This is a genomic window from Nocardia sp. GCM10030253, assembly GCF_042675075.1.
GTDB lineage: Bacteria > Actinomycetota > Actinomycetes > Mycobacteriales > Mycobacteriaceae > Nocardia.
The window spans coordinates 21,296-35,816 of the sequence record NZ_JBHTDL010000005.1 but is presented as its reverse complement, the minus strand read 5'-3'; the positions used below and the strand labels follow the sequence as shown (position 1 = coordinate 35,816).

Here is a 14,521-nt window from a genome sequence, read left to right as displayed (position 1 = left end):
GTGACGGTGGCATGAGCCGCCCGACTCGCGAACGTCCGACCCGAACCCGCAAAGCCCGCGTCACCACCCTGCCGCAGCTGATGGCGACCGCCGTCGAGGCGAACCCCGGTGGTGTCGCACTCGTCTTCGCCGATGCCACGACGACGTACGCGCAGCTGAGCTATGCCGAACTCGACGACCGGTCGACCCGACTGGCCCGGCTGCTGATCGATTACGGGATCGGACCAGAAGATCTTGTCGCGGTGGGTATTCCGCGGTCGGTGGAGTCGGTGGTCGCGGTGTGGGCGATCGCGAAGTGTGGTGCGGGCTTCGTCCCCGTCGACCCGAATTATCCGGCCGATCGTATCGAGCACATGGTCTCCGACTCCGGAGCTGTGCTCGGGGTGACCGTGGCTTCGGTGCGCTCCGACCTGCCCGGCCGGGTCGATTGGCTGGAAATCGATACTCCGGAGCTCGGGCAGCTGCTGAGCCAGTATCCGGCGGATCCGGTCATCAATGCGGATCGGGTACGTCAGTTGCGCGCCGAGCATCCCGCCTATGTGATCTACACGTCGGGATCGACGGGCCTGCCGAAGGGGGTGGTCGTCACCCAGGCCGGCCTGTCGAGTTTCTGTGACGAACAGCGCGAGCGGTATGGGGTGACGTCCGCGTCGCGGACCCTGCATTTCGCATCGCCGTCCTTCGACGCGTCGGTGCTGGAGTTGCTGCTCGCACTCGGTGGCGCCGCGACGATGGTGGTGGTCTCGCCGACCGTATACGGCGGTGCCGAGCTCGCCGAGCTGTTGCGCGGGCAGCGGGTGACGCACGGATTCATCACCCCGGCCGCACTCGCGTCGCTGCCGCCCGAGGGGCTCGACGAGCTGCGTGTCGTGGTGGCCGGCGGCGAAGCGTGCCCGCCGGAGTTGGTGCGCCGCTGGGTATTACCGATTTCCGGTGGAACTCGTGAGTTCTTCAACGGATACGGCCCCACCGAGACCACCATCATGACCAACATCTCCGCACCGATGACGCCCGATGCGCCGGTAACGATCGGTGGGCCGATCCGCGCGATCACCGAGTTCGTGCTGGACGATCAACTGGCTCCGGTTCCGGACCGGGTGGCAGGCGAGCTCTATATCTCCGGGGCACAGCTGGCGCGCGGATATCACGACCGGCCGGGATTGACCGCCGCCCGGTTCGTCGCGGATCCCTTCGGCCCGCCCGGTTCGCGGCTCTACCGCACCGGTGACCTGGTCCGCCGGACTGCGGACCAGGAGTTGGAGTACCTGGGGCGCAACGATTTCCAGGTGAAGATCCGTGGCTTCCGTATCGAACTCGGTGAGATCGATGCGGTCTTGGCCGCCCACGAGACCGCCGACTTCGCGGTCACCGTCGGGCACGAACTCGACAGCGGCAGCACGATTCTCGTGTCGTATGTGCACCCGGCGAACGGCAGGTCCGTAGATCCGGTGCGGTTGACGGCAGTGGCCGAGCGGAGCCTGCCCGCTCATATGGTGCCGACCGTCATCATGGTGCTCGACGAGATTCCGCTGACGCCGGTCGGCAAGCTGGATCGCCGGGCGTTGCCGGCACCGCAGTTGCGTACCAAGGTTTTCCGTGCCCCCTCGGGTCCGATCGAGACGCTGGTGGCGAGCTTGTTCGCCGAAGTCCTCGGTACCGACGAGCAGGTCGGTGCCGACGATGATTTCTTCGCACTCGGCGGAAACTCACTGATCGCCACCCAGTTGGTGGCCCGTTTGGGTGCGGCGCTGGATACGCGCGTCCGGCCGCGCTGGCTGTTCGAGACGCCGACCGTTGCGGGGCTGGCCGCCGTGTTGGCCGAGCATGCGGGCTCCGGTGGTCGGACGGCCCTTGTCGCCCGTCCGCGTCCGGAGCGGATTCCGTTGTCGCTCGCGCAGCAGCGGATGTGGTTCCTGAACCAGTTCGACACCGCGTCGGTGGCGAACAACATTCCGTTCGTCCTCCGGTTGACCGGAAACTTGGACGCGGTCGCGTTGCAGGCCGCGGTTGCCGATGTCATCGAGCGGCACGAGACGCTGCGCACGGTGTATCCCGACATCGACGGCACCGGATATCAGGTGGTGCGCTCGGCCGCGGACGCGACACCGGACCTCACCCCGCAACCGGTGGCCGAGTCGGCGCTCACCGCCTGGCTCACCGAGTTCGCCGCCGCCGGTTTCGATGTGGCGCAACAGGTTCCGCTGCGGATCTCGCTCGCGCAACTCGGCCCCGACGACTATGTGATCGCGGTGGTCGTGCACCACATCGCCGCCGACGGCGCCTCGATCTCACCGTTCGTGCGAGACCTGGCCACCGCCTTCCTTGCCAGACGCGCAGGCGCGGAACCGGACTGGGCGCCACTGCCGGTGCAATATGCGGACTACACGCTGTGGCAGCGCGAGATCCTTGGTTCGGACGCCGATCCGGATTCGATGGCCACGGCCCAGATCGATTACTGGCGTACGGCATTGGCAGGCATACCCAGTCGTTTGGAGTTGCCTGCCGATCGACCGAGGCCCGTGATCGCTTCCGGGCGCGGCGGGCTGTACCGGTTCGAGGTACCCGCCGAGGTGCGCGCTGGTCTCGACGAGTTGGCGCGGCGCCGCGGTGTCTCACTGTTCATGGTGGTGCACAGCGCATTCGCGGTGCTGCTCGCCCGGCTCTCGGGATCCGACGACATCACCATCGGCTCACCGGTGGCCGGCCGTGGCGAACGTGAACTCGACGATCTGATCGGCATGTTCGTCAACACTTTGGTGCTGCGGACACCGATCGAGCCGGGTGCGTCGTTCGCCGAGGTACTCGCCATCGCCAAAGAGACTGACCTGGCGGCGTTCTCGCACGCCGAACTGCCCTTCGAGCGCCTGGTGGAGGTGCTCGATCCGGTTCGGTCGCAGGCGCATCATCCGTTGTTCCAGGTGGCGTTGTTCTTCCAGAACCTGGGCTCACCCAGCATCGAACTGCCGGGGCTGACCGCCAGCGCGCTCGACTTCGACGGAGTAGTCGCCAAGTTCGATCTACAGCTGACCGTGCAGCCCGACGAGGCGGGCGGGTTGCCCGCGGCCCTGAGCTACGCCACAGATCTGTTCGACGAGCCGACGATCGCCGAGTTCGCGGCGCGCTGGCAGCGGTTGCTCGCCGCCGTGATCGCGGATCCGGAGCAAGCTGTCGGCGATATCGATCTGCTCGAGAACGCCGAACGCCACCGAATCCTGGCCGACTGGAACAACACTCACCGTGATATCGCCCCCGAGCTGTTGCTCGATGGGTACCGACGGGCGGTCGCGTCGCATCCGGATGCGGTCGCGGTGGCGTTCGAGGGGGCCGAGCTCACCTATCGTGAGTTCGATGAGCGAGTCAATCGGCTTGCCCGGCTGCTGATTTCGCAGGGTGTGGGCACGGAATCACTGGTGGGTCTCGCCGTCCGGCGTTCGCTGGACCTGGTCGTCGGTATGTACGCGATCGTGACCGCGGGCGGCGCATACGTGCCGTTGGATCCGGATCATCCCGCCGAGCGGATCGCCCATATTCTCGACACCGCGCAGCCCGTCTGCGTGGTCACCACTACCGCCGATGCCGTTGCGGTGCAGGACGGTACGCGGGTGCTGTATCTGGACGTGGTGGACGTTTCCGTGTTCGCCGGTGTTCCGGTTCAACCGACGGAACTGCTGCGGCCGTTGTCGGCGCAGCACCCGGCCTATGTCATTTTCACCTCGGGCTCGACCGGTCGTCCGAAGGGCGTCGCGGTATCGCATGCGGCGATCCACAACCAGATCACCTGGATGCTCGCCGAGTACCCGCTCGGTGCCGAGGACGTGTATCTGCAGAAGACGGCGACCACGTTCGATGTGTCACTGTGGGGCTATTTCATGCCGCTGCGGGCCGGAGCGAAACTGGTTGTCGCCACGCACGACGGTCATCGGGATCCCGCCTACATCGCGGAAGCCATTGCGGCTCAGGGCGTTACTGTTACCGACTTCGTGCCGTCGATGTTGACGGTGTTCGCCGCGCATGCCGAGGCGGGCGCTCTCCCGACGCTGCGGGACGTATTCGTGATCGGTGAGGCGCTGCCGCCGGAGACTGTGGCCGCGTGGCGCGCCGTTTCCGCTGCGGCACTGCACAACCTCTACGGTCCGACCGAGGCAGCGGTCTCGGTGACGTATTGGCAGGCCGGCGCCGAGGACCGGCTGACCGTGCCGATCGGCCTGCCGCAGTGGAACACCCAGGTCTATGTGCTCGATGCGCGGTTGCGTCCGGTGCCCGCCGGGGTGGCGGGGGAGCTGTATCTCGCCGGTGATCAGTTGGCGCGCGGGTATGTGGCCCGTCCGGACTTGACGGCGGATCGCTTCGTCGCCAACCCGTTCGGGTCCGGCGAGCGCATGTACCGCACCGGTGACCTCGTGGTGTGGCGCGGCGCCACCCCGGCGGCACCGCAGCGGCTGGAGTACCTCGGCCGCACCGATTTTCAGGTCAAGTTCCGCGGTCAGCGGATCGAGCTCGGGGAGATCGAGACGGCGTTGCTCGCGCAGCCGGCGGTGAGCCAATCGGTGGCCGTTGTCACGTCCTCGGCGCTGGGTGATCAGTTGGTCGCTTACGCGGTGCCCGCTCCCGGCCGGTCGATCGATGAGCAGCAATTGCTGGCGGCGATATCGGAAACCCTTCCCGTCTATATGGTTCCGGCCAGGATCGTCGCGCTGGACGCCTTTCCGTTGAACCCGAGCGGCAAGCTCGATCGCAAGGCGCTGCCCGAGCCGGTGTTCACCGCTCGCGAATTCCGGGCGCCGACCACCCCGATCGAGGAGATCGTCGCAGGCGTGTTCGCGGATGTGCTCGGTGTCGAGCGGGTCGGCGCGGACGACGACTTCTTTGCCCTCGGCGGCAATTCGCTGGTCGCCACCCAGGTGGTGGCACGAATCGGGACTGCGCTCGACACCCGGGTGCCGGTTCGGCTGATCTTCGAGTCGGCCACCGTCGAGGCATTGGCCGTCCAGCTGGAGCGGCATGCCGACATGGGTGGGCGCACAGCGCTGGTCGCGGGCCAACGGCCGGAGCGGATCCCGCTATCGCTTGCGCAGCAACGCATGTGGTTCCTCAACCAGTTCGATACGGCGTCGCCCGCCTACAACCTGCCCGCCGCGATCCGGCTCACCGGTGAGCTGAATGTCGAGGCCCTCCAGCAGGCGATCGCGGACCTGGTGGCACGGCACGAGGTATTGCGCACCGTCTACCCGGAAACCTCGGACGGACCGGTTCAGCGAATCCTGCCGGTCCACGAGGCTTTGCCGGATCTGACCCCGCAGCGGGTCGAGGCAGACGCGCTCCTCGAGCGTATCGGGCAGGTCATGTCCCGCGGATTCGATGTCACCACCGAGCTGCCGCTGCGGACAGCGCTTTTCGAGGTCGTCGGCGCGGATCCGGCGGCGCAGCCGAGCGCCGAGCATGTGCTGGTTGTCGTGGCGCATCACATCAGCGCCGACGGCTGGTCGATGGGGCCGCTTACGCGAGATGTGATGGTGGCGTACGCCGCTCGTTCGAATGGAGCGGAGCCGAACTGGGCGCCGCTGCCGGTGCAGTACGCGGACTATGGCATCTGGCAGCGCGATGTGCTCGGGTCGGAAGCCGATCCGGAGAGCCTGCTCGCGGCACAGATCGGGTACTGGCGCGCAGCGCTCGAAGGGCTGCCCGACGAGTTGAATCTTCCCGCGGATCGCCCGCGCCCCGCGGTCGCGTCCTTCGCGGGCGGCCGGGTTTCGTTCGCAGTGGACGGTGACCTATACCTCGCGCTGCGGAAGCTGGCCCGGGATCAGAACGCGACGCTGTTCATGGTTGTGCACGCCGCACTCGCGGTATTCCTGGCACGTATGTCCGGCACCGAGGACGTCGCGATCGGCACACCGGTGGCGGGCCGCGGCGAGGCCGAACTCGACGACGTGATCGGCATGTTCGTCAATACCCTGGTGCTGCGCACCGAGGTGTCGGGACAGCTGACCTTCGGCGAGTTGCTTGCTCGCACCAAGGACACGGACCTACAGGCGTTCGCGCATGCCGAGCTGCCGTTCGAGCGCTTGGTCGAACTGGTGAACCCGGAGCGGTCGACGGCCCGTCATCCGCTGTTCCAGGTGTCGCTGGCATTCCAGAATCTGCCGGACACGGACTTCGAGCTGCCTGGATTGCGGGTCGGCGCGGTCGATTCGGGCGTCGAGATCGCGAAGTTCGATCTGTCGCTGACCATCCTCGAATCGAGTGACAGGAACGACAACGGCCGCATGGCGGCCGAGTTCTCCTTCGCGCGCGATCTGTTCGACCAGAGCACCGTCGAGGTGTTCGCGCAGCGTTTCCTGCGACTGCTGGAGAGGATCGCGAGCGGCCCGGAAACGCCGGTCGGTGACCTGCCCTTGCTCGGGGTGCACGAGTACGAGCTGTTGACGCATGTGCACGGCGACGAGGTGATGGGTACCGGGTTGCTGCCGGATCTGCTGACCAAGGGCGTCGCGCTCGGGCCGGACCGGATCGCGGTGCGGCATCAGGGACGGTCGATCAGCTACGGCGAGCTCGACGAGCACTCCTCACGGTTGGCGCGGGTACTGATCGATCGCGGCGTCGGTCCGGAGCAGCCGGTCGCGGTGTCACTGCCACGCTCCTACGAGATGGTTCTCGCGGTGCTCGCGATCGCCAAGGCGGGCGGCGCGCATGTGCCGGTCGACCCGGCGCATCCCGACGACCGGGTCCGCCACATGGTGACGGACTCGAGCTCGGTGCTCGGCATCACCGATTCCGAGCATGTCGACGGGCTGCCGGACGATGTGGAGTGGTTAGTGCTCGACGCGCCGACCACGGCGGCGCAGTGCGCGGCGAAGTCCGCCGATGCGGTGGTCGACGCGGAGCGGATCGCGCCGCTTCGGATGCAGCATCCGGCGTATGTGATCTACACATCCGGGTCGACAGGCATGCCGAAAGGCGTGACGGTGACACACGCCGGGTTGGGCGGGCTGGTCGATCACGCCGTCGAGCTGTACCGGCTGGAGCCGAAACACCGTTTCCTGCATATCTGCTCGCCCAGCTTCGATCCCTCGGTGCTGGAATGGCTGTGCGCCTTCTCCGTCGGTGCGACGCTGGTGATCGTGCCGTCGAGCATTATCGGCGGCCAAGAACTCGGCGACTTGCTCCGCCTCGAAGAGGTGACGCACGCGATCATCACTCCGGCGGTACTCGGCACCGTGGATCCGGCCGGGCTGGACCAGCTGGAAATGCTCTCCGTCGGTGGCGATGTGACGACACCGGAGCTGCTGGCGAAGTGGCAGCCGGGTCGTCGGTACTACAACGGTTACGGCCCGACCGAGACCACGATCATTTCCTCGTACGCGGAACTGGTTGCGGGGCGCCACATCACGATCGGTAAGCCGGTGCACGGCATGTCGGCGCTGGTGTTGGATGCGCGGTTGAATCCGGTGCCGCCTGGTGTCGCGGGTGAGTTGTACCTGGCCGGTGGTGGGTTGGCGCGCGGCTATTGGAACCGCGCCGGGCTGTCCGCGGAGCGGTTCGTCGCAGATCCGTGGGGTGCGCCGGGTGCACGGATGTATCGCACGGGCGACGTGGTGCGCTGGTATGCGCCTGCGGAGCAGCGGGCCGGGAATGTCTCACTGCCATCGGTGGATTGGGAACTCGACTATGTGGGGCGTTCCGACTTCCAGGTGAAGGTGCGTGGCTTCCGTATCGAGCTCGGTGAGATCGACGCGGTGCTCGGCGGGCACGACGATGTCGAATTCGTGGTCACGGTGGGCAGAAAGACAGCGGCGAATACGACGGCGCTGGTGTCGTATGTGCTCGCGGTACCGGGCCACAGCATCGATACGGCCCAGCTCTCGCACTACGCGGCGGGCATTCTGCCGTCGCACATGGTGCCCTCGGCGATTGTCGTGCTCGACGAACTTCCGTTGACCTCCAACGGCAAGCTCGACCGAAAGGCGTTGCCGGAGACGGAGTTCACTATCACGGTGTCGCGTGCTCCGGTCGGCCCGATGGAGTCGCGGCTCGCCGAATTGTTCGCCGAGGTCCTGGGTGTGGATCAGGTCGGCGTCGAGGATTCGTTCTTCGCGATCGGTGGCGACAGCATTATGTCGATCCAGCTGGTGTCGCGCGCCAAGGCGGCCGGGATCGTGTTCACCGCGCGGGATGTGTTCGAGCAGCGCACGGTGGCTCAGTTGGCAAGGGTCGCGGTGCTCGGCGCGGATTCCGCACCGGTGGTGCTGGCCGAACTACCCGGCGGTGGCGTCGGCGAGGTCCCGCTGATGCCTGTTCTCGCGGGGTTCCTCGCCGGTGGTTCGTTCGGCCGGTTCGCGCAAACCGTGGTGCTGGATCTGCCCGCCGGCATTGATCGTTCGGGTTTGCTTGCCACGATCGGCGCCGTGCTCGACCACCACGACATGCTGCGCTCGCGGGTGTGGCAGGTCGATGGGCAATGGCGGTTCGAGGCGTTGGCCACGGAGGCGGTCGACGTGGCCACGCTGGTGACCGAGGTCGAGGTGCCCGAGGGTGTCGACGCGGCCGAACTGAACCGAATCGGCAACGCTGCAATGGATTCCGCGCTCGCAGCGCTGGATCCCGCGGCCGGCCGGATGATCACGTTCACCTGGCTGCGCAGGCCGGGCGCGCGTGATGCTGTCACCGTCGCGGCCCATCACTACGTGATCGATGGAGTGTCGTGGCGGATCCTGATTCCGGATCTGGTGATGGCATGGGCACAGCGCGCCGCGGGGCAGCAGGTCGCATTGCCGACCGTCGGTACGTCGTTCCGGCGTTGGGCGCACGGCTTGGTCGAGATGTCCTCCGAGGCTTCGCGAGTCGGCGAGCTCGGCTACTGGCAAGGTGTGCTGGCCACGCCGGATCCGCTGCTCGGGGCCCGCGCACTGGATCCCGCTGTCGATACCCAGTCGACTGTCGAGCGGATCACCGTCGAAGTGCCGGTCGAGGTCGCCGATGCCGTGCTGACCACGGTTCCCGCGCTGTATCGAGGCGGCGTCAACGATGGCCTGCTGGCCGCACTCGCGCTGGCGGTGCGCACGTGGCGGGCGCGGCGCGGAATCGATGCACCGGTTACCCGGGTGCGACTCGAAGGCCACGGCCGTGAGGAAGACGCGGTCCCCGGCGCCGATCTGAACCGCACCATCGGCTGGTTCACCAGCGTGTACCCGGTGGCGGTCGACCTGACCGGCATCGATACCGACGCGGCACTTGCCGGTGGGGTGACGACCGCGGCTGTGCTGCGGGCGGTCAAGGAGCAGCAGCTCGCGGTACCCGACAAGGGCATCGGCTTCGGCATGCTGCGCTATCTCAATCCGGACACTGCCGACGCGCTCGACGGTGATCTCGGACAGGTCGGCTTCAACTATCTCGGCCGGGTATCCACAGGCGGTGTGCCGGAGGGCTTCGCCGATGCGGGCTGGCTGCCGACCGGCGACCTCGGCGACGTTGTCGCCAAGCAGGATCCGCTGATGCCCGCTACCGCGGTGGTGGATATCAACGCGATCGTGGTCGACACGCCGAACGGCCCGCGGATGGACGTGTCGTTCGCGTATGCCGCGGCTGTCATCGACGAAGCCGCGGTGCGTGAGCTGGCCGACGACTGGGTGGCCGCGATGACCTCGGTGGCCAGGCATGTGCATGACCCCGCCGCCGGTGGTTTGACGCCGTCGGATGTGCCGCTGGTGCGGGTTTCCCAGGGCGAACTCGACGGGTGGCGGCAGGCTCGCCCTGGCCTGGTCGATGTGCTTCCGTTGTCGCCATTGCAGTCCGGGCTGCTGTTCCTCATGGAACTGCTCGACGGGTCGGTAGACGCCTACATCATCCAGCTGGCGGTGGACCTGTCCGGTGATGTGGATGTGGATCGCCTGCGTCGCAGTGCGCAGGCGATGTTGGACCGGCACGCGAACCTCCGCACTGCCTTTGTGACCGCCGCGGACGGCACCCAGGTGCAGTTGGTGACGGATGCGGTACCGGTGCCGTGGCGAGTAGTCGATGCCGTGCCCGACGCGGAGTTGCCCGCGCTGCTCGAGCGCGACCGCGTGAACGGCTTCGATCCCGCGGTGGCGCCACTGCTGCGATTCACGGTGTACCGCACCGAATCCGGGCGTACTCAGCTGGTGCTGACGGCGCATCACGTCCTGCTGGACGGCTGGTCGATGCCGCTGTTGATGAAGGATCTCCTGATCTTCTACGCGACGAGCGCAGACGCGTCGCTGCTCGCCCCGGTTCGCCCGTATCGCGACTATCTGGCGTGGTTGTCGCGTCGGGATCGGAACGCCACGCTGGGCGCGTGGGGTGCGGCACTGGCCGGCGTGCGGCCGACCCTGCTCGCCCCGGCGCTGCTGCCGCCCGCGGCACCGCTGGACGGATTCGGGACGTACACGTTCGAGCTGTCGACTTCGGAGCTGGCGGCGTTGACGGCGTTCGCGGCCGCGACCGAGGTCACCGTGAACACGGTGGTGCAGGCGGCGTGGGGTCTGGTGATCGGCGGCAGTGCCGATCGCGATGATGTCGTGTTCGGCGCGACGGTCTCGGGACGGCCACCAGAGCTCGACGGTGTCGACGACATGGTCGGCCTGTTCGTGAACACCATTCCGGTGCGGGTCCGGCTGGATGCGGACGCGACGGTTCAAGAGTTGCTGGTCCGGCTGCAGGGCGAACAGGCCGCGCTGCTGGATCACCACTATCTCGGGTTGGCCGATACACAGCGGCTTGCCGGGGTGGGGGATCTGTTCGACTCGTTGATGGCGTTCGAGTCCTATCCGGTCGATGCCGACGGGCTGCAGCAGGCAGGCAGTGACATCGACGGGCTGGCGGTGACCGGACTGCAATCGGCCGATTTCACCCACTATCCGCTCTCGGTCGACATCGAAGTGAACACCGGGCTGCGGGTCAAGGTGGTGTACCGGCGCGACACCGTCACCGATGTGGCGGCACAGGCCGTCACCGACCGGTTGCGGATTCTGCTCGGCGAGTTCGTCGGGGCGCCGCAGCGCACGCTGGCGGAAACCACCCTGCTGCTCGATGCCGAGCGACGGGACGTGATTACTCAGGCCAGGTATTGGCGAACCACGTTGGCGGGTCTGCCGGACGAGCTGAATCTTCCGGTGGATCGGCCGCGGCCCGCGGTGCCGTCGTATGCCGCGGGCCGGGTGGAATTCGCTATCGAAGCGGCGGTCAGGCACTGGCTCCAGCTGATCGCGGAGCAACAGGGCACGACCATGTTCACGGTGCTGCACGCCGCGTTCGCGGTGTTGCTGGCGCGATTGTCGGGCAGCGACGATATTGCGATCGGTACGCCTGCGGCCGATCACGGCCCGGCCGACACGGTGGTGCTGCGCACGCGGGTGCCCGGTGAACTCAGCTTTGCCGACCTGGTCGCGCGGACCGAAGATGGTGATCTGCAGGCCTTTGCGCACGCCGATATCCCGTTCGAGCAAGTGGTGGAATTGCTGAGCCCGGAGCAATCCGCCGCTCGCAACCCGCTGTTCCAGGTCTCGCTCCAGGTCGGCGCGCCCGATATCGAGATGGACACCCAACGCCTCGATCTGTCGTTGATCCTGCGGGAGAGCGGCGATGGCGCCGAAAGTGCCGGGCTGTCGGGCACATTCACCTTCGCACGCGATCTGTTCGACCACGCGACAGCCGAGTCGTTCGCGTGGCGTTTCGTTCGGTTGCTGGAAGCTGTTGCCGCCAGGCCGAGTACGCCGGTCGGCGATCTGCCGTGGCTGGGCGAGGACGAATACGCACTGCTGACCCAGTCCGATAGCACCGCCGTCGACAGTGCATTGTTGCCGGAGCTGCTGACCAGGGGCGTGCGCTTCGGGCGCGATCGGGATGCGGTGCGTTATGCGGGCAGGTCGGTCACCTACGGCGAGCTCGACGAGTTCTCGTCCCGGTTGGCTCGGGTACTGATCGAACGCGGTGTCGGTCCGGAAACGGTTGTCGCGCTTGCGATGCGCCGTTCCTACGACATGATCGCCGCGGTGTGGGCGGTGGCCAAGGCCGGTGGCGCGTATGTGCCGGTCGATCCGATGTATCCGGCGGATCGGATTCGGCACATGGTGACCGATTCGGCTGCGGCCGTTGGTATTACCGTCGCCGAATTCGCCGATGGGCTGCCCGACGCCGCGGCCTGGTTGGTGCTGGATGACCCCTCGATGGCGCAGCTGTGCGCGGCGAAGTCCGCGGATCCGGTCACCGATGCGGAGCGGATCGCGCCGTTGGACGTGCGGCAGCGGGCATACGTGATCTACACGTCGGGATCGACGGGCCTGCCGAAGGGCGTAGCGGTCACGCACGCCGGTCTCGGTGGACTGGTCGCCTACGCGGTCGAGTTGCTGGAACTCGAGTCGCACCATCGGTTCCTGCATGTGTGCTCGCCGAGCTTCGATCAGTCGGTGGAGGAGTGGCTGTACACCTTCGCCACCGGCGCCACGCTGGTGATCGCACCGCCGACGATGGTCGGTGGCATCGAATTGGCCGAGTTGCTGCGGGCCGAGCGAGTCACCCACACGATGATCACGCCCGCGATGCTGGGGACGGTCGATCCGGACGGGTTGGACGAGCTCGAGGTGGTGGCCACCGGTGGTGACGCGGCGACTGCCGAGTTGCTCGCGAAATGGCAGCCGGGTCGCCGCTACATCAACAGCTATGGTCCGACCGAAGTGACGATCACATCGTCGTTCGTGACATTGACCGCGGGGCAACGGATCACGATCGGTGCACCGGTGCGGGGGGTGTCGGCCTTCGTATTGGATAGGCGGTTGAACCCGGTGCCGCCGGGTGTAGCGGGTGAGCTGTATCTGGCCGGTGCCGCGCTGGCGCGCGGTTACCTCGGGCGCGCGGCTACGACCTCGGATCGGTTCACCGCCAATCGCTGGGGTCAGCCGGGCGATCGGATGTACCGGACCGGTGACCTGGTGCGTTGGGTACCGGGTCGCGATGGCGCCGCGGCCTGGGAACTGGAGTACCTGGGGCGCACCGACTTCCAGGTGAAGGTGCGTGGCTTCCGCATCGAACTCGGTGAGATCGACGCGGTACTCGGCGCGCACGCCGATGTCGAGTTCGTGGTCACGATGGGCCGTGAGAATGCCTCCGGCGCAACGATATTGGTGTCGTATGTGCTGGCGGTGCCGGGCCGGATCGCTGATCCGGCGCAGTTGACCGAGCATGCCGGGCGGAGTCTGCCCTCGCACATGGTGCCATCGGCGATTGTCGTGCTCGATGAGCTGCCGCTGACCTCCAACGGCAAGCTGGACCGTCGAGCTCTGCCCGAACCGGTATTCGCGGCGCGGCAGTTCCGTGCGCCGTCGACGCCGGTCGAGAAGATTGTTGCGCGTACGTTCGCCGAGGTGCTCGGTCTGACCGAGATCGCCGACGGGAACAGTCGAATCGGGTTGGATGACAACTTCTTCGAGCGCGGCGGGAACTCGTTGGCCGCTACGAAGCTGGTGAGCTTGCTGAGCAAGGCGCTCGGCGAACGTATCCCGGTCATGTGGGTGTTCACCGCACCTACCCCGGCGGCGCTTGCCACCGAGGTGGAGCGCCGCCGTGGCGGCCAGCTCGCCGAAGAGTCCGCGTTCGACGTGTTGCTGCCACTGCGGCGGTCGGGTTCGCGCGAGCCGTTGTTCTGCATTCATCCGATCGGCGGTCTGTCCTGGTCGTTCGCGGGCTTGGTCGCGCACGTCGACCAGGAGCGTCCGATCTACGGTTTGCAGTCACCCTCGCTCGGGTCGGATGAGGCGCTGCCCGATTCGATCGAGGACTGGGCGCGGCGCTACGTCAAGGAGATCCGTTCGGTGCAGCCGGAGGGGCCATACCACTTGTTGGGCTGGTCGCTCGGCGGTGTCATCGCACATGCCATAGCTCTGCAGTTGCAAGACGAGGGCGAGCAGGTCGGTCTGCTGGCGATGATGGACAGCTACCTGAATGTCGCAGGGGAGGAGGTGGCGGTCGTCGAAGCGGACACCACTCCCGCGCCGCTACCGATTGCCGAGTTGCTGGGTGGATTGTTCGGCGATCGGGTCGTCGAACTCGGCCTCGATGCGGAGTTCGACGCGACCAGGCTTGCCGAGCAGTTGGCAGGATTGCCGGAGCCGTTCGCCTCGTTCGGCGCCGAGCGGATCGCCCGAGTGGTGGACGCCGGCATTCGGTCGGCATCTCTCATGGATGACTACCGTGGGCGCCCATTCCGTGGTGACCTCGTGTACTTCACCGCGGCCCACGATGTGCCGACCGGCGGGTCGGGCGCCGCGACCTGGGCCGACGTGGTCGATGGCGCAGTGCGTGACTTCGCCGTGCCGGAGACGCATTGGCGGATGACAACGGACGCGGCGCTCGCTCGCATCGGTTCGGTGCTGGCCGAGATGTGGGCAGGATCGCCGGACCCTGCTCTGACACCGCTCGGAGACGGGGCGGCCGCCGCCGATCTCTGACCGCAAGTGATCGATTTCACTTATCCCAAATACGCGCACTACATGCTTGCGTCGTACATGTC

The 14,521-nt window shown here is 67.0% G+C and carries 1 pseudogene; it reads left to right on the top strand.

Annotated elements, in window-relative coordinates:
• Positions 1–17 precede the first annotated feature (17 nt).
• Positions 18–14,459, top strand: a pseudogene (locus ACFQZZ_RS08520) (amino acid adenylation domain-containing protein); the annotation flags it as partial.
• Positions 14,460–14,521: the final 62 nt, after the last annotated feature.